Below are 26,085 nucleotides of genomic sequence, written 5' to 3'. Positions count from 1 at the left end.
AGTCCCCGGACAAGGCCGATCAGTCGTCCGTGGGCTCCTCGTGCAGCCGCTGGGTAAGGTCGTCGGCCCAGTCCCGAGCCCAGGCTCGCAGGGTGTCCGTGTCCGCCTCGGTAAGGCCGTAGGCGATGAATTCCTCGTCCTCGTACCACTCCGCACCCGCCAGACGCGCCTGGAGATCCTCGAGACAGAACTCGTCGCGGGCGTGGCGGCGGCCGAGTCGCTCCAGATCCGCGGTGGTGTGGAGGCGGGAAGCTGCGTGGACGTCGATGAGGTCACGCACGGCGCCGCGGTCGGCCAGCGCGCGCACCTTCGTGCCGATGACGTCGTCCAGGGCGAGGACGGGTCCGTACTCGGTCGCCGTGGGTGGGCGCCAGAACGCCTCTTTGAGGATGTCGACCTCGCACTGCTCACCGCTGGCGGGATCCGTGACCACGAGGCGGCCGGAGAGCGGGTCCACGCCCACCTCTCTCACCTGCCAGCCGCGGTCGGCCAGTCCGGCGATGAGGGAGCGGGTGATCTCCGCCATGGGTGCGGGGTTCTCCGTGGCTACGTCGAGGTCCTGGCTGAGCCGGTCGACCAGGCCGTGCGCCTGGACGGCGTACCCGCCGGTGATGACCAGGGGGTAGGGAGAGCCGATGGCCAGGACGTCGGAGAGGAGCCTGCGGTGGAGCTCGCTGAGGTTCACGCCGCGGCTCCCGGACGGGCCGAAGCCAGTTCGGGGAAAGCCTCCTCCCACACGTCGCGGATGGCCCGGCTGATCAGCGTGCGCAGGACGGGCCACTGGGCGATGAGGAGATCCCGGTTCAGCAGGGCGATCAGGTCATCGTGCTGCCCTTCGGCGAGCACCGTGCGGTACATGCTCATCCTCGACCGCGGTCGGTCCAGATCGAACCGTGTCAGTCCCGACCACGCCACATGCAGCGGCAGCTGGACGGAGCCGTGGGTCGGCCCGGCCAGCCGGCCGAGCACGTCGGGGAGCCTTCGCGCGTAGCGCTGGCGCAGCACCTCGGCGGCGGGCGGTGACGGCTCGGCGGCAGGCATGGCGGACATGCGACCAGTATGAATGACGCAGGCCCTCCCGGGCCTCACACCCGGCGAGGACGCCGATCGGTGGCCATGCCCGACCTGGCGCGGGATGCGCCACGACGTGGCCGCGTCGGCTTCAGACGGGCAGGAAGTCCCTCGCCATGCGCGCCGCCACCCGCTCCAGCAGGGGCCCCGCCTGTGCGAGGCAGCGGGGGACGTCGGGCTCCAGTTCGGTCAGAGCGTAGGCCCGCTGGATGCCGACGGCTTTCAGGGAGGCCGGATCCAGGGACAACCGGCCGCAGACGCAGCCCGAGCGTGGCGAGGCCGGCGGGGGTGGGCTCGCCGAACAGCCGGAGCCGCGCCAGGCCACCGTCGGGATAGATGTCGAGCCTAACGCGGCTGACGGGGCGGGAGGCGCCGATACGGAAGCGGTGCCGGGTGTCCCGCTGCAGCCGGGTGCGCGGCAGCAGGTCGGACCAGGCCCCGGGATCGTCCGGGTCCGCCACCGTGGCGTCGATGCCCCGCAGCCGTGCCGACCCCGGGGAGTTTCCGATGAAGTACGAGGTGTCGAGCGCCGCTTGGGTGAGGTGTCCGTGCCCGCGGCGAGTTCGACGATCACCCAGTCGTTGCCGCCACCGCGGCGTCGGCGGGTTTCCCATCCGTCGCCCATCACCCGGGGAAGCCCCGGGGACCAGCAGGTTGTTGGGCGGGGATTGACATCCTCACCCGCCTAAAGGAGGGCGATTCCCGCCTGCCGCGCGGTTGTCGGGCGCGACTTCGGGTGGGTTCCTGCTTCAACGCGCTGTGCCGGTACGGATACCGGTCTTACCTGCGCTCCGCGGGCTGACACGGCCAGTCCGGCCGCCTTGGCGACGTTGACCGCCGCATTGATGTCTCGGTCCAGGACGGTCCCGCACAACTGGCACATCCATACGCGGACGTGCAGGGGCTTGGGGCCGTCCTTGATGCCACAGGCCGAGCAAACCTGAGAGGTCGGCTCGAATCGGCCGATGCGCACGAAGGTACGCCCGTACCGGCTGGCCTTGTATTCGAGCATGGTCACGAACTGCGACCATCCGGCGTCGTGCACAGACTTGGCCAGGCGTGTGCGGGCGAGTCCCTTGACCGCCAGATCTTCCACCGCGATGGCTTGGTTTTCGCGGATCAGCTTGGTGGAGAGCTGGTGGTGGAACTCGCGGCGCGCATCGGCCACCGTCGCGTGAGCGCGGGCGACACGAAGCCGGGCCTTGTCTCGGTTGGCGCTCCCCTTCTCCTTACGGGAGAGGGAGCGCTGAGCCTTCTTGAGCTGCTTCTCAGCCCGGCGCAGGAAGCGCGGACTGTCGATCTTCCGGCCGTCCGAGAGAACGGCGAAGTGCCCCAGTCCGAGGTCTATGCCGACCTCGGGTGTGACTGGCGGCAGGACTTCCTCGCAGCCGGTCTCCACGACGAACGAGGCGAAGTAACGACCCGCGCTGTCCTTGATCACGGTCACGGTGGACGGGATGGACGGCAACATACGCGACCACTTCACGGGCACATCGCCGACCTTGGGAAGGCGCAGCTTGCCAGCGGGGGTGATCTTCCATCCGGCGTTCGCGGTGAACCTGATTGCCTGCCGGGTGTCCTTCCGGCTCTTGAAGCGGGGCGGCCCCATCTTGGGGCGCTTGCCCTTGAGGCCGTCGAAGAAGTTCCGGTACGCGATGTCCAGGTCCCGCAGGGACTGCTGGAGGATCACCGAGACACCTCGGTCATCCATGCCTCGCACCGGGGTCTTCTTCGACGCTGTGAGCCGCTTCGACAGCTCACCGGCAGTGACGAACGGCAGCCCGACGGCGCGGGCGTCCTCACGGACGCGCAACGCGTCGTTGAAGACCACCCGCGCACACCCGAACGCCCTTGCCAGCGCAGCACGCTGACCGGCGTTCGGGTACAGACGGAACCCATACCTGAGCTGCATAGCGATCACCATACATACATGATTCATGTCACCACGCTGGAACCCGAATCCCGATATACGCACGGGCCGTCACGTTGTCTACAACCTGCAGTTCACTTGGTTTTCGTCACGAAGTACCGGCGCAAGGCTATGACGGACACCATGCTGACGCGCGGCTTGGCCGCGACGACACCGCCGCCGAGGGCACGGGCGGCGAGATCGGGAAGCCGGGTGAAGTCGCTCATGCTCTCTCTCCTGTTCCCGGGGGTCAGCCGAGGGCCACGCGGAGCGCCGTCGGGGCGTGGTGGGGGCCGGTGGCCACTTCCTCGAACTCCGCGACGTTGTCGAGTTCGGTTCCCATGGACACGTTGGTGACGCGTTCGAGGATGACCTCGACGACCACCGGTACCCGGTGCTCGGCCATGAGCTTCTTGGCCTCCTCGATGGCGGGCGCGATGCGGTCGGGCTCGAGCACGCGGACGGCCTTGCAGCCCAGCCCCTCGGCGACCTTGACGTGGTCGACGCCGTAGCCGCCCAGCTCGGGGGCGTTGACGTTGTCGAAGGACAGCTGGACGCAGTAGTCCATGTCGAAGCCGCGCTGCGCCTGGCGGATCAGACCGAGGTAGGCGTTGTTGACGACGATGTGGAGGTAGGGGATCTGGAACTGGGCGCCGACGGCGAGTTCCTCGATCATGAATTGGAAGTCGTAGTCGCCGGAGAGGGCGACGACGGTGGCGCCCGGATCGGCGGTCGCGACTCCCAGGGCGGCGGGCACGGTCCAGCCCAGCGGCCCGGCCTGGCCGGCGTTGATCCAGTGCCGGGGGCGGTAGACGTGGAGCATCTGCGCGGCCTGGATCTGGGAAAGGCCGATCGTGGAGACGTAGCGCGTGTCGGGCCCGAACGCCTTGTTCATCTCCTCGTAGACCCGCTGCGGCTTGACCGGCACCTGGTCGAAGTGGGTCCTGCGGAGCATGGTGGCCTTGCGCTGCCGGCAGCTGTCGGCCCAGTCGCCGCGGTCCCTGAGGGCTCCGTCGGCCTTCAGCTCCCGCGCCGCCGCGACGAAGAGCTCCAGCGCGGGCCCGGCGTCGGAGACGATGCCGTAGTCGGGGGGAAAGACCCGGCCGATCTGGGTGGGTTCGATGTCGACGTGGACGAAGGTGCGGCCCCGGGTGTACGTGTCGAGGCCGCCGGTGTGGCGGTTCGCCCAGCGGTTGCCGACACCGAGGACGAAGTCGGACTCCAGCAGGGTGGCATTGCCGTAGCGGTGGGAGGTCTGCAGACCGACCATGCCCGCCATGAGCGGATGGTCGTCGGGGATGGAGCCCCAGCCCATCAGCGTGGGCACCACCGGCACCCCGGTCAGCTGGGCGAACTCCACCAGCGATTCGCTCGCGTCGGCGTTGATGACGCCGCCGCCGGCGACGATCAGCGGCCGTTCGGCGGCCTGGAGCAGCTGGACGGCCTTGTCGATCTGCGCCCGGGTGGCGACCGGCCGATGGGCCGGAAGCGGCTCGTACGTCTCCAGGTCGAACTCGATCTCCGCCATCTGGACGTCGATCGGCAGATCGATCAGCACCGGACCGGGCCGGCCGGAACGCATGAGGTGGAACGCCTGCTGGAACGCGCCGGGCACCTGCGCCGGCTCCAGCACGGTCATCGCCATCTTGGTCAGCGGCCCCGCGATGGAGGCGATGTCGACGGCCTGGAAGTCCTCCTTGTGCAGCTTGGCCACCGGTGCCTGGCCGGTGATGCACAGGATCGGGATCGAGTCCGCCGCGGCCGAGTACAGACCGGTGATCATGTCGGTGCCCGCGGGGCCGCTGGTGCCCACGCAGACCCCGATGTTCCCGGCCTTCGCGCGGGTGTAGCCCTCGGCCATGTGCGAGGCCCCCTCCACATGCCGGGCGAGGACATGCGTCAGGCCGCCGTTGGTGCGCATCGCGGAGTAGAAGGGATTGATCGCCGCACCGGGCAGACCGAAGACATGGGTGGTTCCCTCACGCTTGAGGATCTCCACCGCCGCCTGGGCCGCGGTCATTCGAGCCATGGGGATGCTCCTGTCGATTGGACAATCGGGGGTGGGTTCAGTGGGTGGCGCGGCCGGCCAGCCGCTCGACGCCGCGCAGCAGGGCGGAGTGGTCGAGCCCGCCGTCGCCGCGGGCGCGGGCCGAGGCGACCAGTTGGGCGACGAGAGCGCCGACCGGCAGGGGCGTCCCCACGGCCCGTGCCGCGTCGGTGACGATGCCCATGTCCTTGTGATGCAGGTCGATACGGAAGCCGGGCTTGAAGTCGCGGTCGAGCACCGCCTGCCGCTTGCGGGCCAGGACGGTGGAGCCGGCCAGGCCCCCGCCCAGGACCTCCAGTGCCGCCTCCAGGTCCACGCCCGCGTTCTCCAGGAAGACCACGGCCTCGGCCAGGGACTGCAGGTGGATGGCCACCATCAGCTGGTTGGCGGCCTTGACCGTCTGCCCGGCCCCGTGCGGGCCGACGTGCACGATGGTGGTGCCCAGTGCCTCGAACACCGGCCTGGCGTCGGCGAAGTCGTCCGGGTCGCCGCCGACCATGATGGACAGCACTCCCTCGATGGCGCCCGCCTCGCCGCCGGACACCGGGGCGTCGAGCGTACGCAGGCCCTTGTCCCGCGCGGCGGCGGCCACCTCCAGCGAGGTCTGCGGGGTGATACTGCTCATGTCGATCAGCAAGCTGCCCGGCCTGGCGTGTTCCAGGACGCCGCCCTCGCCGAGGACGATCTCCTTCACCTGCGGGTCGGCCGGGACCATGGTGATCACGACCTCGGCTTCGCGCACCGCCTCGGCGATGCTGTCGGCGCCCCTGCCACCGGCCGCGGCCAGGGTGTCCACGGCCGCGCGGCTGCGGTTGTGGCCAGTGACGGTGTGTCCGGCCTTCACCAGGTTGGCGGCCATCGGGCCGCCCATGATGCCCAGGCCGATGAAGGCGATCTTCCGGGAAGTGGCGATCATCGTAGGTTCCTTCGAGTCGTCCGTGTCGTCCGTGTCGTCCATGTCGTCGTGGTGGTCCGGAACGGCGGGTCAGGGACCGGGTCAGGCGTGGCGGTCGCTGCCGCGCCGCTCGCGTGGGAGCCAGTCGAAGCTGTCCGCGCTCGGGCCCTCGGACTTGTACTCCAGGCCCACCCAGCCGCCGTAGCCCGCGGCCTGGAGGCGCAGCAACAGCCCGTCGAGGTCCAGCCGTCCCGTACCGGGCGCGCCCCGCCCGGGTGCGTCGGCGATCTGGACATGGCCGATGCGGTCGGCGTGAGTGGCGATCACCCCGGCCACGTCGTCACCGTTGACGGAGAGGTGGTAGAGGTCGGCCAGGAGACGGAGGTTGCGGCTGCCGGACTCGGCCGCCACCCGGTCGATGACGGCGGTCGTGTCCGCCGCGGTGAGCAGCGGATACGCCGGGGCGCCGCTGACCGGCTCCAGCAGGATCGTGCCGCCTACGCGCTCGGCGGCCTTGGCCGCCAGCGCCAGGTTCTCCACCGCCAGGTCGTCCTGCTCCGCCGGGGCGGCGCCGTCGACCCGGTTGCCGTACAGCGCGTTGAACGAACGGCATCCCAGTTGCTCGCCGATCGCCATGGTGACGTCGATGTTGTCGCGGAACTCCGCGGCCCGGCCCGGCCAGGACACCAGGCCCCGGTCGCCCCCGGGCATGTCCCCGGCGAAGAAGTTCAGGCCGGTCAGGCGGACACCGGCGGCACGCACCGCCCGCACGAAGGCATCGGCCTCCGCGTCCGTCGGCACGGCCGTCGGGTAGGGCCACCAGAATTCGACCGCGTCGAACCCCGCGGCCTTCGCGGCGGCCGGACGCTCGAGCAGCGGCAGCTCGGTGAACAGGATTGACAGATTGACCGTGCAGGGAAGTCGGCTCTTCATCAGTGCTCCCGGCCGAGGCTCTTCAGGTACGGACGCCAGCCGCCGAAGTCGGTGATCTCCTTGTGAACGCCCCTCTCCAGCTCGCCGCGGCGAAGGACCATCGAGAAGGACGAGGAACCGTCCGGGAGCCGGATGATCCCGAACTCCAGTTCCGGCGGCTCGGCGGGCAGCAGGTGGTCGCGCAGCACCTCGTCGGGGACGTCGTAGACCTCGCCTTCCACCGCGGTGCCGGCACCGGGGTCGGGCAGCAGCCCGGGGCAGGTGTCCCGGATCGAGAAGAGGCGGTAGCCGGGGGCGGTGCGGGTCCGGGCCACGAGGGGGGCTCCGCGCAGGTGGTGATGGAAGGGGCCACCCTCCATCGCCTGGCCGTTGAGGAACATGCGTGCCATGAGATCTCCCCTTTCTTGAGGGCGTGCGAGTACGGGTGATGGGCCGGAACCGGAGTGGGGTGCCGGCCAGCCGGGGGCGGCAGAGCGTCGGGGTCTTCTGCGATGTGGATAGTATTTTCTGCAATGCGGAATAACAACCCCCCGACCCGTCACTCACCCCGAACACCCCCACCCCACGCCCCGCGCTTCGGTGGCAGACTCATCGGCACGGTGGCGACGTCCGGACGGATGGGCGGAGCGGGGACGCGAAAAGCCTTGACAGGCCACCACGGCGGACCTATACATCTGCCAATCGAAAAATAAATTCCGCATGGCGAAAAGCACTTCGGCCCCGTCCTCACCTGCCGCCGAGGCCTTGGTCGGCGGCCCCCGGTCGGCGGGCCTGGTCAGCGGCCCCGGTCAGCGGTAGGCGACCAGCTGATGCGCCGTCTCTCCTACGCCATGCGCGGCGTCTCAACGGCCCCGTCCCGGCCGCACCGCGCGAGACGTGCCACCCCGCCCCAGACGGCCTCGCCCCACCAGTGGAGTACGGCCCGGCCCAGGAGGTTCTCTACGTGAAACCCATCCATCTGCTCGGCGCGATCCCATTCCTCGGGATCCTCGGGGGAATCTTCTTCGCGAACCGGGTGACGCCTTACGTCCTCGGTATGCCGTTCAACCTCTTCTGGCTGGTCATGTGGGTCGTGCTGATCTCGGCGACCATGGCCGTCATCTACCGCCTGGACCCGGCGAACCGGGAGGAGCAGAGCTCATGATCGCCCTCTCCGTCATCTTCGCCTTCCTGCTCGCCGCCCTGGGCCTGGGACTGCGCGCCCGCCGTGGCAGGGACATGGATCTCGAACAGTGGTCGGTGGGCGGCCGTGGCTTCGGGACGGTCTTCGTCTTCCTGCTGCTGGCCGGCGAGATCTACACGACCTTCACCTTCCTGGGCGCCTCGGGATGGGCCTACGGCAAGGGCGCGCCCGCGTACTACATCCTCTGTTACGCCTCACTGGCCTACGTCCTGTCGTACTGGCTGCTCCCGGCCGTGTGGCGCTACGCCAAGCAGCACCGGCTGATCTCGCAGTCCGACTTCTTCGTCGCCAAGTTCAACAGCCCGCTGCTCGGCGCGCTGGTGGCCCTCGTCGGAGTCGTCGCGATGGTGCCCTATCTCGTCCTCCAGCTCAAAGGGCTGGGGATCATCGTGTCCATCTCCTCCGACGGCCGTATCTCCTCCCACTGGGCCATCGTGATCGGCACGGTGGCGCTGACCCTCTATGTGACGATCTCGGGCATCCACGGCTCGGCCTGGACCTCGGTGCTCAAAGACGTCGTCATCCTCGCGATCGTCCTCATCCTCGGCATCTATCTGCCGATGCACTACTTCGGCGGCGTCGGGGAGATGTTCCACGCGGTGGACAAGGCCCACCCCCAGCTCCTCACGCTGCCCTCCAGCGGCATGAGCACCTCATGGTTCGCCTCCACCGTGCTGCTCTCGGCGGTCGGGTTCTACATGTGGCCGCACAACTTCAGCGCCTCCTACAGCGCCCAGAACGAACGCGTCTTCCGGCGCAACGCCATCCTCATGCCGCTCTACCAGCTCATCCTGCTCTTCGTATTCTTCGTCGGCTTCACCGCCGTCCTGGTCGTGCCCGGCCTCAAAGGCGCCGACGCCGACCTGTCCCTGCTGCGCATCACCACCGCCACCTTCCCCTCCTGGTTCGTCGGCATCGTCGGTGGCGCCGGGATGCTCACCGCGCTGGTCCCCGGATCCCTGCTCCTCATGACCTCCGCGACCTGCCTGGCGAAGAACGTCTACCGCCTCGCCCGGCCCCACACCAGCGAGAAACACATCGCCCGCCTCGCACAGCTGCTGGTGCCCGCCCTCGCCCTGATCTCCCTCTACTTCACCTTCAACGGCGGCAGCTCGATCGTCTCGCTGCTGCTCATGGGCTACGCGCTGGTCACCCAGCTCTTCCCCGCCCTGCTGGCGAGCTTCGCGCCACGGCAATTCGTCACCAAGGAGGGAGCGGCGGCGGGCATCATCGCCGGAGTCACCACGGTCGCCGTCGTCACCCTCTCCGGAGCCACGGTGGGCAGCCTCCTGCCGGGACTCCCCCAGGCGGTGAAGGACCTCAACGTCGGCATCATCGCCCTCGTCCTCAACACGGTGGTCATGGTGGCCACCTCCGCCGTCACCCGCACCGCGAACCCCGCCCCCGTAACCACCGCTCCCCTGCGCCCCGAACCCGAAGCCACGGCCGGCACCGGCTGACCCGCTCCCCGGGTCGGGGCCTCATACGGGCGCCCCCGGCCCGGGGCTTCGGTTACTCCTGGGAGGGAATCCCCGGGCAGCGATGGCCGTGCGCAGGCGCGCGGCCATATCGGCGGCCTCCTCCGGTGGCACGGCACGGACAGGACCCCGCTCTCGGTCATCAGGGCGTGGAACTGCTGCTGCTCGTAGGGGACGCCTGCCGGCGTCCTCGTAGACCGTCTCGTGCGAGTAGCCCGGATGTCCGGCCAGGAACGAGCAGACGAAGCACGGCCCGCTCCGCGCGCGAGCCGTGTATGCCTCAAGGTCCGTGGCCTGCCGGTCAGTTGACATCCGCACTCCTCTCATCGGGGTGTTTCAGTGTGCGGGTTGTCGCCCACAGCAGCAGGGCGGCGAGGCTGAACGACGCGCCGAGGACCGTCACGGCGGGCCACCCCGCCGTCGCGTAGGCGAGGGAGGAGCCGAGGGCGCCGAGGCTGCTGCCCGCCGAGTAGAAGACCATGTAGCCGCCGATGATCCTGCTGCCCGCGTCGGGCCGGACGGCGTGGATCAGGGTCTGGTTGGTGACGTGGACGGCCTGCACGGCGAAGTCCAGCAGGACGGCGCCGATCGCCAGCGCCCACAGCGATTGCCCGGTCAGGGCGATCGGGAGCCAGGAGAGCGCCAGCAGGGCGAGGCCGGCGCCGGTCGTGTGCTCGGCGAGCCCCCGGTCGTTCCAGCGCCCGGCCACTCCGGCAGCGACAGCCCCGGCCGCCCCGGCGAGCCCGAACGCTCCGATCGCGGTGTGCGACAGCGACCACGGCGGACCGCTCAGGGGCTGTGCCACACCGCTCCACAGCGTGCTGAAGGCCGCGAACACCAGCAGTGCGAGCACGCCCCGGACCCGCAGCAGCGGATGGCGGACGAACAGGGTGACGGTCGAGGCCACCAGCCGTCCGTACGACGCCTCGCGCATCCCGGCGGACGGCGCGCCCGGGGGCAGAACACGACGCAGCGACAAGGCGAGGACGGCGGTGACGCCCGCGGACGCCAGGTAGACCGCCCGCCAGCCGGCGAGGTCGGCGAGGACGCCCGCGGCGGCGCGGGCCAGCAGGATTCCGGTGACGATACCGCCGGTGACCGTCCCGACGGCACGGCCACGCCGGGCGGGCGGGGTCAGGGCGGCAGCCGCCGCGACCATCGTCTGGGCGACAACGGCGAGCAGTCCGACCACGGCGAGCGCGCCGAGCAGCGCCGCCACGCCCGGCGCAAGCCCGGCGGCCAGCAGTGCCAGTGCCAGCAGTCCGAGCTGACCGGTGACCAGCCGTCGGCGGTCGAGCAGGTCGCCGAGCGGCACCAGCGTCAACAGGCCTGCCGCATAGCCGAGTTGAGTCACGGTGACGATCACACCGAGCAGCCCCGAGCCGAGCGCGAACCGCTCGCCGAGGGTCACCAGCAGGGGCTGGGCGAAGTAGACGGTGGCGACGGAGCTGCCGCAGGCGAGTGCGAGCAGGGGCACGAGCTCGGCGGGTGGCGACGCGTCCGGCGCCGGTGCCGTGGCAGGCGCCCGGTGGCCGCCGGTCCCGCCGCACCCGCCGACCGCACCGACCGCACCGGAGCGCTCGATCGCCATACCGACACACCTTCCGTTCGGTTGCATCTTGCTACCGACGCGACAGTAGCCGTGCGAGGTAGCATGTTGCAACCATCCCTGGGAGGGATCCGGGGAGCTGGAGGAGAGGAGCCACGGATGGTCGCCCGCACCCGTTTCGACGCCGCCCCCTGTCCCGTCGCCCGGACGGTGAACGCCATCGGCGACTGGTGGTCGCTGCTGATCGTGCGGGACGCCTTCGACGGCAGCCGCCGCTTCGGCGAGTTCCAACGCGGTCTCGGCATCGCCAAGAACATCCTGGCGGCACGGCTGCGCGCGCTGGAGAAGGCCGGGGTGCTGCACGCCGAGCCCGCGCCGGACGGCGGGTCCCACCGCGAGTACCTCCTCACGGACAAGGGCCGCGCCTTGTTCCCGGTGATCGTCGCTCTGCGCCAGTGGGGCGAGGAGCAGTGCTTCACCACGGGCGAGGACCACTCCCGCCTGCTGGACCGCCGGACCGGCCGCCCGTTGCGCCCTTTGCGGATTCAGACGGCGGACGGACGGCCGGTGGAGCCGGAGGACACGGTCGTGGAGAAGGTGCCGGAGAAGGAGGGCGGGAAGGGCGGGTGATCTCCGGGTGTTGACAGGGGTGTTGCCGCATCCGCGTCCCACGCATACACCGGTGGCAATACGATGCGGTCACACGACCCGCCTCTCCATCACGGTGGCATTCATGAACAGCGTGTACTCGCCCATCCTGGAGCTCAATCTCCTCCGGGAGTTCGACGATCAGTTCGGGACGCACAGCTACGCGGATGGCTTCGAGCTGCTCGACTACGACGACAAGAGCGAGCTCAAGGGCTGGCTGGACGATCCGGAGAACCCCAGCCGCGCCGAGTTCTTCGACCAGCTGATCCCTTTCGCACACGCCACCGGCAGCGGTTCGGGCTACGCGCTGTGGCGGTTCGACGACCGGGCCGACCTCGCGGACCTTCCCGTCGTGTTCCTCGGCGACGAGGGCGACGTGTGGGTCCATGCGCGCAACCTGCGAGAGCTGCTCCGGCTGCTCCCCGTCGAACGTGACGTCGCCTACGAGGACGAGGACCTCGACGAGCTCTTCCCGGCGCGGCAGGAGTACCTGACGTGGCTGGAACGGAACTTCGGTCTCACTCCGCCCGACGAAGACGAGGAAGTGGCCATCGGCAAGGCGGCCATGTGCGCGTTCGGCCCGCGGTTCGCCACATGGCTGGCACGGTTCACGAACGAAGGCGTGATCGATGACATGGTCAAGATGCTGGACTGAGGCCCCGGGCGGCCGCTCAGGCGGTCTCGGCCCGGCCACGGTGGTCGAGGACGTGGCGGCGTTCAGCGCGGAATGACCCAGCCCGGCGCCCAGGTCCCGGTGGCGTCGTGGCCGGTCGCCGTGGTGGCGAGGTGGGCGCGGAGGGTGGCCAGCGCCGGGTGGGGGTTGTCGCGGTGCCAGAGGAGCGAGTGCGGGTAGACGGGCGTCGGGTCGGTCACCGGGATGCGGCGCAGGCCGTGGCCGGCGGGCCAGACGAGGCGGGTCTGCTCGCTCATGAAGGTGGCCAGGGCCGGGGTGTCGGCGATGGTGTCGAGGAGTGCGTCGGAGCCGAAGTTGGGGCCCGTCGCCTCGATGGTGAGCCCGAACTCGGCGACGAGGTCGTCGTAGTAGGCGGCCCATTCGGTGCCGGGGACGATGCCGGGCATCCAGATCCGGTGCCCGGCGAGCTGGGCGACGGTCACCGACCGGGCGCCCGCCAGCGCGTGGGCGGGGCCGGTGAGGAGCTGGAGCGGCTCGTCGAGCACCCGGACGGACTCGATGTCCTCGGGAAGGGGCCGACCGGGCATGGCGACGGCTCGGAAGGAGGCGTCGATCGTACCGGACCGGATGGCGGCGACGGCCGTCTCGACATCGAACAGCATCACCACGTCGAGGTCGATCTCGGGGTGCGCGTGGTGGAAGCCGCGCATCAGGCTCGACTGCGCGCTGCGCGAGGCGATCACGTCGACGCGCAGCGGACGGCGGCCGGTGCGCACGGACGAGACCGCGCGCTCGGCGACGCGCAGCAGCTCGCGCGCGTGGGGCAGGAACGCCTGCCCGTCGATGGTGAGCCCGGCGCCGCGCGGAGTGCGGTTGAAGAGCCGCACTCCGAGGTCGCGCTCCAGCGCGGCGATGCGCTTGGAGACGGCCTGCTGGGTGACCGCGAGCTCGGCGGCGGCCTCCTGGAACTGCCCCGCGTCGGCGGCGGCGACGAAGGTCCGGACGGTGTCGAGGTCCATGCCGAAACCCTAGGGCCACAACCATCGGTTGTGGCAGGCGGCCCCGCGGTTGTTTGATCCCTGGGTATGGCGCTCGCTTTGATGCTTCCGATCGCGGATCGGTTGTGCGAATGAGTGGCGAGGGGCATCGGGTATGAGGAGCGGGCACCGACCGGGACAGCTGTTCGGACATCGGCTGGGGCGGCGGTTCGGGTGGCTCTGGGGCGCGTACGGGACCAGCGCGCTCGGCACCTGGCTCGCCTTCGGCGCGTTCCCGCTGCTCGCCATCCAGGTGCTGCACGCCGGAGCGGCCGAGGTCGCCGCGCTCTCCTCCGTCGGGGCCGCGGTGGGCGCGGCCGTGGCGGTGCCGCTCGGCCCGTGGGTGGAGTTCCGCCGCAAGCGGCCGGTGCTGATCACGATGGACCTGGTGCGGTGCGCGGCACTGCTGACGATCCCCGCCGCGTTCGCGCTCGGCGCGCTCACCTTCCTTCAGCTCCTGCTGGTCTCGGTCGTCGTCGCGGCGGCCGACATCACCTTCCGCGCCGCCTCCGGCGCGTACCTGAAGACGCTGCTGCCGGCCGATGGCCTGCTCGTCGCCAACGCCCGGTTCGAGTCCACGGCCTGGACGACCACGATCATCGGACCGCCGCTGGGCGGCGCGGCGATCGGGCTCCTCGGTCCGGTGGCGACGGTGGTGGCCGACGCGGTCAGCTACCTGCTCTCGGCCCTGGGCATCCGCGCGATGGGCGGACACGAGCCGCGCCCGGAGCGCCGGGAGACTCCGCGCATGCGGACCAGGGACCTGCTCGACGGTTGGCGTTACATCCTCGCCGACGCGACGCTGCGTCCGCTGTTCTTCAACACCGCCTTGTTCAACGGCCTGGTGATGGCCGCCCAGCCGCTGCTGGCCGTCCTGATGCTGGGCCGGCTCGGGTTCACGCCGTGGCAGTACGGACTCGCCTTCGCCGCGCCCTCGATCGGCGGGCTGCTCGGTTCATGGCTGACCCGACCGCTCGTCACCCGGTTCGGGCAGCACCAAGTCCTGGTCGCGGTCGGGGCGCTGCGCGCGATCTGGCCCGTCGGCCTGGCCCTCCTGGGGCCGGGGACCGGCGGGCTGCTGCTGGTGATGGGCGTCGAGCTCGGGCTCATCTTCTGCTGCGGGGTCTTCAACCCCGTGTACGCCACCTACCGCCTCGAGCGCACCGCGCCCGATCGGGTCGCCCGCACGCTGTCCGCCTGGGCGGTGACGACCAAGGCCTCGACCGCGCTCCTGACGGCCGTCTGGGGCGTACTGGGCGGGCTGCTCGGCCCGCGTACGGCCATCGCCCTGGCCGGCGTGCTCCTGCTGGCGACCCCACTGCTGCTCCCCCGCCGCGCGGCAGCGCGTCTCTCGGAGCCGGGGCCGGAACCGGAGCCGGAACCGGAGCCGGAGCGGGAGCCAGAGCCGGAACCGACCACGCGTCCGAGACCGGATCCGTACTCGAGCCAGTCGAGCGGCAGCACATGATGGGGCGCGATGAGCGTGATCCCGTCCACGTCAGCGTGCGGGTCGATTTTCGCCGGCCAACGGCATCAAGAAAGAGGGCAGCCTGCGTCGCGGGGTGCGCTGCAGGGAGTCCTCGACGATCATCTCGAAGTGGGTCAGGTGGCGCACCATCTCCCGTTCGATCTCCTCAGGATCCCCGCGCATCATCGCGGCCAGGGTGGCCTCGTGCAGTTCGACGCCCGCTTCGTAGTCCTCCGGCGTGCGCAGCATCAGCTCGTGGATCGGGGCGATCTCGGTCTCGAGACCCTTCATCATGCGCTCCAGCGACGGGTTGCCCGCCGCGCGCCACATGATGCGGTGGAAAAGCTGCTCCGCCTGCTGGGCGCGCGTTACGTCATCGCGCTGCTTGCGCAGCAGCTGGATGGAACGCGCCATCTCGTCGTAGATCTGATCGGTGGCCCGCAGCGCCGCCAGCTGGGCAACGCGCGGCTCCACAGCCTTCCGTGCTTCGAGAATACGGAAGATTGTCTCGGGCGACAGATCGCCGGCGACCTCATTGGTGTCCTCTTCCAGCCATTCCGGGATCCAGATGGAGATGACTTCGGCGTTGCCATTGCGTCCCTGACCGCTCTTGAGGATTCCCGCCTCGGTGAGCCGACCGATGACGTGGCTGATCGTGGGGCGGGAGACGTCCATCTGTGCTGCCAGAACGCGTTCACCCAGCAGAGCGTCGCCCTCGCGCAGTTCACCCGACTTCAACCGGTCGAGGAACTGCGCCATCACGTCGTGCGTGACCCGTCGTGAACGAACAGGAGCGAACTGACGCATGGATGTCATCCCTTGGAGAGGAATCGGGCATTACCGTCTACGGTAATGCATGTTGCCAATGGGTAACTGTGCAGGCGCGGAAGAACTCGCCCTCGCGCGGGTGCGAGGGCGAGCGCGTCGGGCCCCGAAGCCGCACGGGGTCAGTCGCGGACTTCGGGGCCGGGCACCCGGCAGCGGCCGGGCGTTCATGAGCGTGGATGGATCAGGCCACTGCCACGCCCGCGCTCTTCAGCAGCTGAACCAGCGTGGCGCACTCATCGGTGCCCAGGGCGAGAGTCGGCCTGCGGGCGGGGCCCGCGCTGTGTCCGACGACGTCCAGGCCCGCCTTGATGCCCGCGCAGTAATTGTGCGACTCCAGGAAGTCGCAGATAGGCCAGATCTTGGCCCACAGCTGCCGGCCGGCCTCCAGGTCCTTGCGCTCGGCGACGGCCTCCCACAGCTGCACCGCGAGCTCGGGGATGAAGTTCGCCGCGCCCCAGATCGCGGCCTCGGCGCCGGCGGCCAGGCCGTAGAACGTCAGCGTGTCCCAGCCGTTGAAGGCGGTGATGCGATCGCTGTACCGGGACAGGAGAGCACCCAGCGCGACGGCGTCACCGGAGGTGTCCTTGAGGTAGCGCACACCGTCGAGCTTGCTGAGCTCCGACAGTTCCTCGGGCGACAGCTTCACGCCGGTGGCGCCGGGGATGTTGTAGTAGACGATCGGTACGTCGACGACGTCGGAGATGTCCCGGAGGTAGGTGGACAGCTCCTGGGGCGACATCCCCTCGTAGAAGGGCGGGACCACCATGATGGCATCGGCGCCGGCCTCGGAGGCGTGACGGCTGAGCTCGACGGCGTTCTTGGTGGCGATCGAGCCGGTGCCGGGGATGACCGTGATGCGCCCAGCCGCGGCCTCGACGCACACCTCGGTCACCCGCTTGTGCTCCTCCAGGGTCAGAGCGGTGAACTCGCCGGTGCTGCCGGTCGGGACGATGCCGTGGACGCCGGCCGCGACGAGCCGCTCTATGTGGGCGCGAAGCAGCGGCTCGTCGATGCGCGAGCCATCCTCGGTGAACGGCGTCACCAGGGCCACCTGGATGCCCTTGATCTGCGGGTTCTTCTTCATCGGGGACGAAGCCCTTTCCATGTCGTTGAGTGCGGCCGCCCAAGTCGACGAAGCGGTCGGCCACTGGGCGCAGGTGAGTGCGGCCCGCCGAAGGAGGAGTGGGGACCGGACTAGGCCAGGTCGACCATGACGTGCTTGAGACGCGTGAACTCCAGGAGGCCGTCCTGCGAGTTCTCGGTGCCGACACCCGAGGCGTTGAAGCCGGAGACCGGCAGATCGGGACCGAAGACCAGGTGGGTGTTGACCCATACCGTTCCGTAGCCGAGCTCGGCCTGGACACGCGCGGCTGTGGCGACATCGGAGGTGAAGACGGACGAGGCGAGTCCATAGCGGGTGCCGTTGGCCATCGCCAGGGCCTCGGACTCGGTCTCGAAGCTCTGCACGGTGATGACCGGGCCGAAGATCTCCTCCTGGACCAAGTGCTCGTCCTGGCGTGCGCCGGCCACCAGGGTCGGGGCGAAGAAGTAACCGCCGCCCGGCAGGCTGTCGCCGCCTGTCGTGATCCGCGTGCCGTCGCTCGCGTTCTTGACCTTCGCGGCGACACGCTCGCGCTGCTCGGCGGTGATCAGGGGACCCAGCACTGTCTTGGGGTCAAGGACGTCTCCGACGGCCACCTGTTCCAGACGGGACGTCAGGCCGGCCACTACCCGCTCGTACACGTCGGCGTGCGCGATGACACGGCTCGCCGACATGCACTCCTGGCCACCGTTGTAGAGAGCGGCCGCGGAGATTGCGTCCAAGGCATGCTCCAGCGCCGCGTCCGCGAAGATGAGGACGGGGGAATTGCCGCCCAGCTCCATGACGGCCTTCTTGACGCCGTCCGCCGCGGCGATGCCGACCTTGCGGCCCGTTTCGATGGAGCCCGTGAAGGAGACCAGATCCACATCGGGGTGCTCGGACAGCGCCGCACCCGCTACCGCTCCGCTCCCGTACACCACGTTGAGGACACCCGTGGGCAGGTACTGCGCGGCGAGCTCGGCGAAACGCGCCGTGGAGTAGGGCGTGGCCTCGGCCGGCTTGACGACGACGGTGTTGCCGGTGGCGATCGCCGGGACGACCTTGGCGACCACCTGGAGCAGGGGGTAGTTCCACGGCGTGATCGCCGCGACGACGCCCACAGGTTCGCGCCGCATCGTGGACGAATAGCCGGCCAGGTAGTCGCCTCCCGAGGGAGCCGGTAGGTTCCGTGCGGCGCCCGCGAAGTAGCGAATGGCATCAATGAGGCCGGGCACCTCCTCCTCGACGACCGCGGTGATGGGCTTGCCTGCGTCCACCGACTCGATCACGGCGAACGCTTCGGCCTGCTCCTCGACGGCGGCGGCCAGGCCCAGCAGCGCGGCCGACCGCTCGGACGGAGTCTTGGCCGCCCATGCCTTCTTCGCCCGGTTGGCGGCCTCCACGGCCACCGCCACGTCCTGGGCCGTGCTGTCGCTGGTGTACCCGATCGCCTCACCGGTGGACGGGTCGTGTACGGCTCGGCGTTCGCCACCCGCTGAGATCCAGCTCCCGTCCACGAAGTTGCCGGTGACACGGCCGGCCAGTTCGGCGACTCGTCGGCGTGCCTGCGCCGGGTCGATATCGAAGGTCATGTCCGCTCCTGTTCACTGCCGGGCTCCTCGGATGACCTGCACGCTAGTCACACTGGCCTTGAATGGCAATGATACATGGCCATTATCTGGTCAGCTCTTTGGCGTGTTACGTGGGCGCACCGCAGCAGAGAGGGCGCTGCGGTTTGTCGAGATGACGACCTTGAGCTGCGTAAACGTAAATCTTCCACCGCCTGGGAGGGAGTGCTCCATCGAGGCTTCCGTGATGGAAATCGTGGACCGGCTCTGGCCAAAAACGGTAAACACAAGTAGCCTCATGTCAGATGTCCGGCGCGCTGCCTCATACATGCCTCAAAGCGGTCGACAAGGATCCGCACCGATGGGCCCCAGGCCCCCGCCGGGGCAAGAGGCACCCGGCCCCCGACCAGGTTCGCGCCGCGTACCCCGGGCTCGACCGGTTCCTGGGGGTCCGCCGTCGGCCCGACCCGCACGGTGTGTTCCTCAATGACCACTTCCATCAGCTGTTCGACGTCGCTGACGCCCGACGGGGCGCGCCCCGTCCCGTACCCCAGCACCACGGAGCAACCATGACGCCAACCGTCAGCCGAGAAGGCCAGCAGTTCATCGCCGGACGCCGTCGCCGCGGTGGTTCGACCACCGAGCTGAACGTCATCGATCCCTCCAACGGCACCCTCGTGGCCGAGGACACCCACGCATCGACCGCCGACGTCGACGAGGCTGTCGCGGCGGCGCGGACCGCGTTCCCCGAGTGGTCCCGTGCCACTCCCGCCGAACGCTCGGCGCTGATGCACCGCCTCGCCGCCGAACTCGACGCAGTGGCACCGGAGCTGGCCTCACTGGAGAGTCGGCAGGGCGGCAAGCCCATCAAGCTCGCCGAGGGATTCGACATCCCCGGAACCATCGACAACGCCGCCTTCTTCGCCGGTGCCGCACGTGACCTGAGCGGAAAGTCCGCAGGGGAATACTCCGGGGAACACACCTCCAGCATCCGTCGCGAGCCCATCGGCGTGATCGGCTCCATCAGCCCCTGGAACTACCCGTTCCAGATGGCTGGCTGGAAGATCCTCCCGGCCATCGCGGCCGGCAACACCATCGTGCTCAAGCCTGCCGAACTCACCCCGTGCACTTCGGTCGCCTTCGCCGAAGCCGCCTCCCGCGCCGGAATCCCCGACGGTGTCATCAACATCGTCACCGGCAAGGGATCCACCGTCGGCGCCCATCTGACCGGCCACCCGGACGTCGACATGATCTCGTTCACCGGGTCGACGCCGGTGGGGCGGCGGATCGCCGCCGCGGCGGCCGCCACCACCAAGCGGCTCCACCTGGAGCTGGGAGGCAAGGCGCCCTTCGTGGTCTTCGACGATGCCGACCTGGAGGCGGCCGCACGTGGCGCTGTCGCGGGCGCGCTCATCAACGCGGGCCAGGACTGCACCGCCGCCACCCGTGCCTACGTCCAGCGCCCCCTGTACGACGCCTTCGTGGACCGCGTCGCCGAGCTGATGCGACAGGTGTCCGTCGGCCCCGCCGACGACCCGGCCACCGACCTGGGATCCCTGATCAGCGGCGACCACCGCGACCGTGTCGCGGCCATGGTCGACCGCGCACGCCGGGACGGGGCCGAGGTCGTAACGGGCGGACAGGCCGCCACAGGTGAACTGGCTGCCGGAGCCTACTACTTGCCCACCCTCATCGTGGACGCGGACCAGCGCAGCGAGATCGTCCAGGACGAAGTCTTCGGCCCGGTGCTGACCGCTCTGCCCTTCGACGACGACACCGAGGCCCTCGCCCTCGCCAACGACACCCGCTATGGGCTCGCGGCGTCCGCCTGGACCTCCAGCGTCTTCCGCGCCCAGCACGCCTCGGCCGAGATCGCCGCGGGATGCGTCTGGATCAATGACCACATCCCGATCATCAGCGAGATGCCCCACGGGGGCTACAAGGCCTCCGGATACGGCAAGGACATGAGCACCTACGCCCTCGATGACTACACCCAGATCAAGCATGTGATGTCCGCTTCACGGCCCACGGCCGCGAAGTCCTGGCACGAACTCGTCGCCGCCTCGATGGGAAAGAACGCATGAAGATCCTCCTCGTCGGAGCGTCCGGCGTCCTCGGCTCCGCTGTCTCCACCGCTCTGATCGAGCGCGGCCACCACGTCGTCGAGGCATCCCGCCAGGGCAAGTGCCAGGTGGACCTGCGCGACGCCCGTAGCATCACCGCCCTGTACGACGCCGTCGGCCAGGTCAACGCCGTGGCGTGCACCGCGGGCAAGACACCCTTCGCCGCCTTCGGTGACCTCGCCCTCGAGGACTACAGCAGCGGCCTCGAGGACAAGCTCCTCGGCCAGATCGAGCTCGTCCGCCAGGGCGTCGACCACGTGACATCGGGTGGCAGTTTCACCCTCGTCAGCGGTGTCCTGGCGGCCCGGCCCATCGCGACGGGCACCGTCGCGTCCACCGTGAACGGCGGGGTCGAGGCGTTCGTCACCGCAGGCGCCGCAGTCGTGCCCCACGGCTTGCGTCTCAATGCGGTCAGCCCCACCGCGCTGGAAGAGTCCTGGGGCGGCTACGCCGACTTCTTCCCGGGCTTTCTCCCCGTTCCCGCCGCCACGGCGGCGCTCGCCTATGTACGAGCGATCGAGGGAGTCGGCACCGGGCAGATCCATCCCGTCGGCCACTGAGGACCCACTCCGGGTGCGGGAGAGGGCACGCGGAGCCTCCCCGCTCCCGAGCTCTCTCCCCCTACTCCGACGCGCACCCATATGCCGTCCTACCGGCGTCGCCGTGTCCATCACGCGGCCTCCTCACCGCTCGGCCCAGGTGGCCGTACGAAAGGAACTCTCATGAACACTCCACCCACGGCCCGAAGCGGGACCGCCGAACCCGCGAACGTCCTCATCATCGGGGCCGGGCCCTCCGGTGCCGTCACCGCTCGCCACCTCGCCGAACGCGGGTTCAGCGTGGTCTGTCTCGAACAGGGCGACTGGGTCAACCCGACGGAGTTCCCCGGTGACAAGCCGGAGTGGGAACTGCTGTCGATGCGCCGATGGCATCACGACCCGAACGTCCGGCGTCGCGCCGCGGACTATCCATGCGAAGTCAGCGGGTCGGACATCCACCCGGTGATGTTCTCCGGCGTCGGCGGCAGTAGCCTGCTCTTCGGCGCCCAGTGGATGCGGCTGCTGCCCTCGGACTTTCGCACCCGCACCCTCGACGGCGTGGGTGACGACTGGCCTTTCACCTACGAAGAACTGACCCCCTACTACGACCGGGTGGACGCGGAGGTCGGCCTGAGCGGGCTGGAAGGCGACCCCGCCTACCCGCCGGGCTGGACGCCGCCCATGCCGCCGCACCCCATCGGCAAGATCGGCAAGCGTGCCGCGCGCGGCATGAACAAACTCGGTTGGCACTGGTGGCCCGGCCCCAACGCCATCGCCTCCCAGCGCCACGGCAATCTCGCCCAGTGCGTACGGATCGGCGCCTGCGAGACAGGCTGTCCGCAGGGAGCCAAGGGATCCTTCGACCTCACCCACTGGCCCATCGCCCTGCGCGCCGGTGCCCGCCTCATCACCGGAGCCCGGGTCCGCAGGATCCACACCGACCACAAGGGACTGGCCACCGGAGCCGTCTATCTCGACCGGGACGGCAATGAGCATTTCCAGCCCGCCGAAGTGGTCGTGCTCGCGGCCAACGGCGTGGGAACTCCCCGACTGCTCCTGCTCAGCCAGAGCGATCAGTTCCCCGACGGGCTGGCCAACTCCTCCGGCCTGGTCGGCAAGCGGCTCATGCTCCACCCCAATGGCGAGGTCACCGGCATCTACGACGAGGACATGGACAGCAGGCTCGGCCCGGCCGGGCACTCCATCCACTCCTTGGAGTTCTACGAGACCGACGCCGACCGGGGCTTCGTGCGCGGCGCCAAGTGGCAGGTCATGCCCACCGGAGGCCCCCTGCGGGCGCTTTCCCTCCACGACGACGCCCCCTTCGAGGACCGCTGGGGCGCCAACGTGCACCAGTTGATGCGCACGACCCTCGGCCACACCTTCCAGTGGGGCGTCAACGCCGAGGATCTGCCGGAGGAGACCAACACCGTCACCTTGGACGGCGAACTCACCGACTCCGACGGCATCCCTGCTCCAAAGATCAACTACAGGATCTCGGAGAACACCCGGCGCTTGATGCGCTTCAGCCTCAACCGTCTCCACGAGGCCCACGAGGCCGCCGGCGCCCTGAAGACCGTAGAGACGGAACTGTGGAGCGACCAGCCGGGCCATCTGCTGGGCACCGCACGGATGGGCGAGGACCCGAACACCTCCGTCGTCGACGGATACGGACGCGCGCACGACGTGTCCAACCTGTTCATCGTCGACGGCAGCGTCTTCCCCACGGCGGGTGCCGTGAACCCGACCGCGACCATCGCCGCCATCGCCCTGCGCACCGCCGAACACCTGGCCAAGAACGCCCGTGCCCAGGAGGTACCCCTGTCATGACTCTCAGCCCCGAACAGAACGCCACCCTCCTGGAGCTGGCCGCAGCCCTCATCCCCGCCGGGGAAGGGGAACCCGCGGCGGACGCGGTCCTGGCCGACGGCGTCTGGCTCGGCCGGGCCTTCGCCGCCGAACCGTCCCTCGTGCCGGCCGTAGCCCGCGCCTGCGACCAGGCCATGGGGCTGGAGCCGCACGACGCGCTGCGTCGCCTGGCCGAAGAACACTCGGCCGACACACGGGCGCTGACCACGCTGATCTCCGGGGCCTACTACATGGTTCCCGAGGTGCGCGAGGCCATCGGCTATCCCGGCCAGGTGCCACGTCCCGCGTCGCTCACGGAAGCCGTCGACGACCTCGACGAGAACTTGATCGGGCCCATGCTGGCCAGCGGCCCGCGCTACCGCCCGACCCCCGGCGCCGGCGCCCCTGTGTGAAACGAGCTTGTACGGCCGGCTGTCGGCGGCCGCCGGCCGCACCGTCCCGACTCGCCGCTTTCGCGCGTATCTCAGGAGGAATGGCATGACCTTGAAGATCATCGTGCCGGTGAAGCATGTGCCCGACGCCACCGGTGACCGCTGCTTCGCCGACGACCACACCACCGATCGAGAAGCCGTCGACGGCCTGCTGTCCGAACTCGACGAGTACGCGGTGGAACAGGCTTTGCAGCTCGCCGAGTCCACCGACGACGCCGAGGTCGTCGCCCTCACCGTCGGACCCGACGACGCGGTGGACGCGCTGCGCAGGGCGCTGGCCATGGGCGCGCACCGGGCCGTGCACGTCAGCGACGAGGCGATCCATGGCAGTGATGCCCTGGCCACCTCCGCGATTCTCGCCAAGGCCATCGAACACGTCGGTTACGACCTGATCGTGTGCGGGATGGCCTCCACCGATGGTGCCATGGGCGTCATCCCCGCACTGCTCGCCGAACGGCTGGCCGTCCCCCAGGTCACACTGCTCGCCGAGCTCGCCCTCGACGGCGGCACGCTCACGGGGCGGCGCGAGGCCGATCACGCGACCGAGCGGCTGCGGGCCGGGCTACCCGCTCTCGTCTCTGTGACCGACCAGTCCGGTGAGGCTCGTTACCCGACTTTCAAGGGCATCATGGCGGCCAAGAAGAAGCCCGTCGAGAGCCTCGATCTCGACGATCTGGGGCTGACCGGCGATCAGCTCGGCCTCGCCGGAGCCAGGACCACGGTTCGCACGATCACGGCGCAGCCCCCGCGGCAGGCGGGAACGCTGATCGAAGACGATGGCGAGGGCGCCAAGCAACTCGCCGCATTCCTCGCCGAACGGAAGTTCCTCTAGTGGCCGCCGAGCACACCTCAGGAGACAAGAACAATGGGTGACGTCCTCGTCCTGATCGACCACAACGACGGCCGGATCCGCAAGCCGTCCCTCGAACTGCTGACGCTCGCCGGCAGGTTGGGCACCCCCGCCGCGGTCGTCCTTGGAGGAGACGACCCGGAGGCGCTCGCAGTCCAAGCCCATGAATACGGTGCGGCCACCGTGTACGTGGCCGAAGCCCCGGAGATCGCCGACCACCTCGTCGTCCCCAAGGTCGACGCGCTGGCCCAGATCGCCGGGGAGGCCAACCCCGCGGCTGTACTTCTCACCTCCTCCGGTGAAGGCAAAGAGATCGCTGCTCGCCTTGCCCTTCGCCTCGACGGCGGCCTTATCACCGACGCGGTCGATGTGCTGTCCGGCGACGACGGCCCCGAGGCGGTCCAGTCCGTCTTCGCCGGATCGTATGCGGTCGTCTCGACGGTGGTTCACGGCACGCCCGTCATCGCCGTCAAGGCCAACGCGGTCACCCCGGAACCGGTGCCCACGGCAGGTCGTACGGAGCAGGTCACCGTGGCGTTCTCGGCCCTGGCCACCAGCGTGAAGGTCGTCAGCAGGACCCCGCGGGCCAGTGAGGGGCGGCCGGATCTCGCCGAGGCGGCGATCGTCGTCTCCGGAGGCCGAGGGGTGGGCGGACAGGAGGGATTCGCCGTGGTCGAAGAACTCGCCGACGCGCTCGGAGCTGCCGTCGGCGCCTCGCGCGCCGCCGTGGACGCGGGCTGGTACCCGCACTCCCAGCAAGTGGGCCAGACGGGCCGGCAGGTGTCCCCGCAGCTCTACGTGGCGGCAGGCATCTCAGGGGCGATCCAGCACCGCGCCGGGATGCAGACCTCCAAGACCATTGTCGCGGTCAACAAGGATCCGGAGGCACCAATCTTCGGCCTGGCGGACTACGGAGTGGTCGGCGATCTCTTCGACGTGCTGCCGAAGCTCAGCGAATACGCCCGTGCGGACTGAGAGTCCGACGCTGTCGGGGATCTTGGAAATCCGGGTTGCCGGGCCTGGTCAACATTGCGAAAGCGCGCTCCGTTTCCCCTGCTCAGCGCCTGGTGAACGAGCCCGGTCGCAGGGACGCGGCTCTCTGCGGTGGCGATCAGTCATCGCTGTCACCCAGCCCGGCCCGTCATCGTCATCGGGCGGACCGCGTGGAACATCTCCGAGGCCGCGGGCCGTCCCTCGTGGCCCAGCTGACGCAGCGCTGGGGAACCCGCTACGCGTCGACGGGGAAAGCCATCTGGACCGAGGTGTCCCCCACCTCCACGGAGTTGCCGAGCGCTCGGGTGGCAGAGGCGTCCTCACTCTGACAAAACCGGCCGACGCGGGCGAGCACACCTGAATCCTATAGACGACTGGTCTAATGCGATGTAGGGACGCTTTCGGTGAAGCACTACTGAGGAGCTACTTCGCGGACCATGTCGCGGACATGGACCGCATCCTCGCCCCGTCTCCGGGCGGCCGGCCGCCGAGCGGCTGATGGCTTACTGGCAGCAGTGGCGGGAGACGCAGAGCTTCGACCACTGCCAGGGCAAGTGCCTGGCAGTGAAGCTCAGCGCCGAGGTCGCCGACCTTTCGGAGCCGATGCGCCTGTCCCTGAAGGAGGGCACGGACGCGGTCGTCGACCGCATCGCGCGGGCGATCAACGACGGCCTGAAGGACGGATCCCTCTCCGTCGGCAGCGCCCCCCACGACGTCGCCCGGCTGCTGTACGACCTGTGGCTCGGCGCGAGCGTCATGGCCAAGATCCACCGCAGCCTCGCCCCCTCGATACCGCCACGGCGCTAACCCGCCAACTCCCGCACTTGCAGGAGCCCGGCTCCCACAGGAGTCCCACACCCCAAACCAGCCCCGGGCCGACGGGAAAGCCCCGCGCACAAGACCCCACACACGCCCTGACAAAATAGACCGGTCAACTAGAAGGAGCATGTC

At 69.6% G+C, this 26,085-nt stretch carries 26 protein-coding genes and 2 pseudogenes; 13 read left to right on the top strand and 15 right to left on the bottom strand.

All coding sequences use genetic code 11. From position 1 onward, the window contains the following. Positions 1 to 19: 19 nt before the first annotated feature. The 5 genes and pseudogenes from J2Z30_RS21935 to J2Z30_RS21915 form a co-directional block, all read right to left on the bottom strand. Entirely contained in the window at positions 20 to 685 is a 666-nt protein-coding gene (locus tag J2Z30_RS21935) for a nucleotidyl transferase AbiEii/AbiGii toxin family protein (RefSeq protein ID WP_044566651.1), read from the bottom strand. Beyond that, a complete protein-coding gene (locus tag J2Z30_RS21930) occupies positions 682 to 1,041 on the bottom strand; it encodes a hypothetical protein (RefSeq protein ID WP_107073464.1) in 360 nt (119 codons plus the stop codon). Before J2Z30_RS21930 ends, J2Z30_RS21935 begins: the two co-directional genes overlap by 4 nt. Positions 1,042 to 1,085: 44 nt before the next feature. Further along, positions 1,086 to 1,649 carry a hypothetical protein gene (locus tag J2Z30_RS52260; protein WP_505011428.1) on the bottom strand — a complete coding sequence of 188 codons (564 nt, stop codon included), beginning with the start codon at positions 1,647 to 1,649 and terminating at the stop codon, positions 1,086 to 1,088. Continuing rightward, a pseudogene (locus J2Z30_RS51735) lies at positions 1,637 to 1,696 on the bottom strand (hypothetical protein); the annotation flags it as partial. The gene J2Z30_RS52260 and the pseudogene J2Z30_RS51735, both read right to left, overlap by 13 nt. Before the next feature lie 60 nt (positions 1,697 to 1,756). Beyond that, positions 1,757 to 2,983, bottom strand: a complete 1,227-nt coding sequence (locus tag J2Z30_RS21915) for an RNA-guided endonuclease InsQ/TnpB family protein (protein WP_044580667.1) — start codon at positions 2,981 to 2,983, stop codon at positions 1,757 to 1,759. A 25-nt stretch (positions 2,984 to 3,008) separates the two neighbouring features. On the opposite strand from J2Z30_RS21915, the pseudogene J2Z30_RS52135 reads away from it, so the two are divergent. Then, positions 3,009 to 3,136 (top strand): annotated as a pseudogene (locus J2Z30_RS52135) (IS200/IS605 family transposase); the annotation flags it as partial. On the opposite strand, the gene J2Z30_RS50985 reads toward J2Z30_RS52135, so the two are convergent. Genes J2Z30_RS50985 through J2Z30_RS21895 form a run of 5 tightly spaced genes read right to left on the bottom strand, consistent with a single transcriptional unit; the run spans position 3,076 to position 7,244 of the window. Then, positions 3,076 to 3,207 carry a hypothetical protein gene (locus J2Z30_RS50985; RefSeq protein ID WP_281062725.1) on the bottom strand — a complete coding sequence of 44 codons (132 nt, stop codon included), beginning with the start codon at positions 3,205 to 3,207 and terminating at the stop codon, positions 3,076 to 3,078. The pseudogene J2Z30_RS52135 and the gene J2Z30_RS50985 sit on opposite strands and share 61 nt — an antisense overlap. A 23-nt stretch (positions 3,208 to 3,230) precedes the next feature. Beyond that, positions 3,231 to 5,009 carry a glyoxylate carboligase gene (gcl, locus tag J2Z30_RS21910; RefSeq protein WP_078956382.1) on the bottom strand — a complete coding sequence of 593 codons (1,779 nt, stop codon included), beginning with the start codon at positions 5,007 to 5,009 and terminating at the stop codon, positions 3,231 to 3,233. A gap of 37 nt (positions 5,010 to 5,046) precedes the next feature. Then, a complete protein-coding gene (locus J2Z30_RS21905) occupies positions 5,047 to 5,985 on the bottom strand; it encodes a 2-hydroxy-3-oxopropionate reductase (RefSeq protein ID WP_281062724.1) in 939 nt (312 codons plus the stop codon). A gap of 39 nt (positions 5,986 to 6,024) precedes the next feature. Then, positions 6,025 to 6,855, bottom strand: coding sequence for a hydroxypyruvate isomerase family protein (locus tag J2Z30_RS21900; RefSeq protein WP_044566658.1), 831 nt, complete (start codon positions 6,853 to 6,855; stop codon positions 6,025 to 6,027). Beyond that, positions 6,855 to 7,244, bottom strand: coding sequence for an allophanate hydrolase-related protein (locus tag J2Z30_RS21895; RefSeq protein ID WP_044566660.1), 390 nt, complete (start codon positions 7,242 to 7,244; stop codon positions 6,855 to 6,857). The genes J2Z30_RS21900 and J2Z30_RS21895 overlap by 1 nt, the downstream gene beginning before the upstream one ends. A 554-nt stretch (positions 7,245 to 7,798) precedes the next feature. On the opposite strand from J2Z30_RS21895, the gene J2Z30_RS21890 reads away from it, so the two are divergent. Further along, positions 7,799 to 7,999, top strand: a complete 201-nt coding sequence (locus J2Z30_RS21890) for a DUF3311 domain-containing protein (RefSeq protein ID WP_044580669.1) — start codon at positions 7,799 to 7,801, stop codon at positions 7,997 to 7,999. Further along, positions 7,996 to 9,498 carry a sodium:solute symporter family protein gene (locus J2Z30_RS21885; protein ID WP_044566662.1) on the top strand — a complete coding sequence of 501 codons (1,503 nt, stop codon included), beginning with the start codon at positions 7,996 to 7,998 and terminating at the stop codon, positions 9,496 to 9,498. Before J2Z30_RS21890 ends, J2Z30_RS21885 begins: the two co-directional genes overlap by 4 nt. 319 nt (positions 9,499 to 9,817) lie before the next feature. Here the strand turns inward: J2Z30_RS21885 and J2Z30_RS21880 are convergent, their stop codons facing one another. Next, positions 9,818 to 11,107: an MFS transporter gene (locus J2Z30_RS21880; protein ID WP_052701103.1), complete on the bottom strand. Its 1,290-nt coding sequence runs from the start codon at positions 11,105 to 11,107 to the stop codon at positions 9,818 to 9,820. Between the two features lie 117 nt (positions 11,108 to 11,224). On the opposite strand from J2Z30_RS21880, the gene J2Z30_RS21875 reads away from it, so the two are divergent. Together J2Z30_RS21875 and J2Z30_RS21870 are read left to right on the top strand one after the other, a co-directional pair. Then, positions 11,225 to 11,695, top strand: coding sequence for a winged helix-turn-helix transcriptional regulator (locus J2Z30_RS21875; protein ID WP_044566663.1), 471 nt, complete (start codon positions 11,225 to 11,227; stop codon positions 11,693 to 11,695). 103 nt (positions 11,696 to 11,798) lie between these two features. Continuing rightward, the gene (locus J2Z30_RS21870) at positions 11,799 to 12,368 is read left to right on the top strand and encodes a hypothetical protein (protein ID WP_044566677.1); all 570 of its coding nucleotides are present in this window, start codon (positions 11,799 to 11,801) and stop codon (positions 12,366 to 12,368) included. Positions 12,369 to 12,430: 62 nt separating this feature from the next. On the opposite strand, the gene J2Z30_RS21865 is transcribed toward J2Z30_RS21870, so the two are convergent. Beyond that, positions 12,431 to 13,366 carry a LysR family transcriptional regulator gene (locus tag J2Z30_RS21865; protein WP_044566678.1) on the bottom strand — a complete coding sequence of 312 codons (936 nt, stop codon included), beginning with the start codon at positions 13,364 to 13,366 and terminating at the stop codon, positions 12,431 to 12,433. 133 nt (positions 13,367 to 13,499) lie between these two features. Between J2Z30_RS21865 and J2Z30_RS21860 the strand changes: the two genes are divergently transcribed. Then, on the top strand, positions 13,500 to 14,852 hold the full coding sequence (locus J2Z30_RS21860; RefSeq protein WP_044566680.1) for an MFS transporter: 1,353 nt from the start codon (positions 13,500 to 13,502) through the stop codon (positions 14,850 to 14,852). Positions 14,853 to 14,882: 30 nt separating this feature from the next. Here the strand turns inward: J2Z30_RS21860 and J2Z30_RS21855 are convergent, their stop codons facing one another. From J2Z30_RS21855 to J2Z30_RS21845, 3 genes are all read right to left on the bottom strand, one after another. After that, entirely contained in the window at positions 14,883 to 15,659 is a 777-nt protein-coding gene (locus J2Z30_RS21855) for a FadR/GntR family transcriptional regulator (RefSeq protein ID WP_044566681.1), read from the bottom strand. A 202-nt stretch (positions 15,660 to 15,861) separates the two neighbouring features. Beyond that, positions 15,862 to 16,764, bottom strand: a complete 903-nt coding sequence (locus J2Z30_RS21850; RefSeq protein WP_044566683.1) for a dihydrodipicolinate synthase family protein — start codon at positions 16,762 to 16,764, stop codon at positions 15,862 to 15,864. A 110-nt stretch (positions 16,765 to 16,874) separates the two neighbouring features. Further along, positions 16,875 to 18,353, bottom strand: coding sequence for an aldehyde dehydrogenase family protein (locus tag J2Z30_RS21845; protein WP_044566684.1), 1,479 nt, complete (start codon positions 18,351 to 18,353; stop codon positions 16,875 to 16,877). A 545-nt stretch (positions 18,354 to 18,898) separates the two neighbouring features. On the opposite strand from J2Z30_RS21845, the gene J2Z30_RS21840 reads away from it, so the two are divergent. The 7 genes from J2Z30_RS21840 (at position 18,899) to J2Z30_RS49760 (ending at position 25,941) form a co-directional block, all read left to right on the top strand. After that, positions 18,899 to 20,413 (top strand): gamma-aminobutyraldehyde dehydrogenase, encoded by a 1,515-nt coding sequence (locus J2Z30_RS21840; protein ID WP_044566688.1) that lies wholly within the window; start codon positions 18,899 to 18,901, stop codon positions 20,411 to 20,413. After that, positions 20,410 to 21,012, top strand: coding sequence for a short chain dehydrogenase (locus tag J2Z30_RS21835; protein WP_044566689.1), 603 nt, complete (start codon positions 20,410 to 20,412; stop codon positions 21,010 to 21,012). Before J2Z30_RS21840 ends, J2Z30_RS21835 begins: the two co-directional genes overlap by 4 nt. Positions 21,013 to 21,174: 162 nt before the next feature. Then, entirely contained in the window at positions 21,175 to 22,821 is a 1,647-nt protein-coding gene (locus J2Z30_RS21830) for a GMC family oxidoreductase (RefSeq protein WP_044566691.1), read from the top strand. After that, complete coding sequence (locus J2Z30_RS21825; protein WP_052701104.1) at positions 22,818 to 23,252, top strand: hypothetical protein; 435 nt, start codon at positions 22,818 to 22,820, stop codon at positions 23,250 to 23,252. Before J2Z30_RS21830 ends, J2Z30_RS21825 begins: the two co-directional genes overlap by 4 nt. A 109-nt stretch (positions 23,253 to 23,361) precedes the next feature. Further along, positions 23,362 to 24,123: an electron transfer flavoprotein subunit beta/FixA family protein gene (locus J2Z30_RS21820; protein WP_044580672.1), complete on the top strand. Its 762-nt coding sequence runs from the start codon at positions 23,362 to 23,364 to the stop codon at positions 24,121 to 24,123. A gap of 33 nt (positions 24,124 to 24,156) precedes the next feature. Next, complete coding sequence (locus tag J2Z30_RS21815; protein WP_044566693.1) at positions 24,157 to 25,116, top strand: electron transfer flavoprotein subunit alpha/FixB family protein; 960 nt, start codon at positions 24,157 to 24,159, stop codon at positions 25,114 to 25,116. A gap of 516 nt (positions 25,117 to 25,632) precedes the next feature. Beyond that, entirely contained in the window at positions 25,633 to 25,941 is a 309-nt protein-coding gene (locus tag J2Z30_RS49760; protein ID WP_052701105.1) for a TetR family transcriptional regulator C-terminal domain-containing protein, read from the top strand. Positions 25,942 to 26,085: the final 144 nt, after the last annotated feature.

Origin of the sequence: Streptomyces iranensis, assembly GCF_017874715.1 — a bacterium.
In the GTDB taxonomy this organism is placed as follows: domain Bacteria; phylum Actinomycetota; class Actinomycetes; order Streptomycetales; family Streptomycetaceae; genus Streptomyces; species Streptomyces iranensis.
Note: the sequence above shows the minus strand (reverse complement) of the source record. Positions and strands in the feature narration are given on the sequence as shown.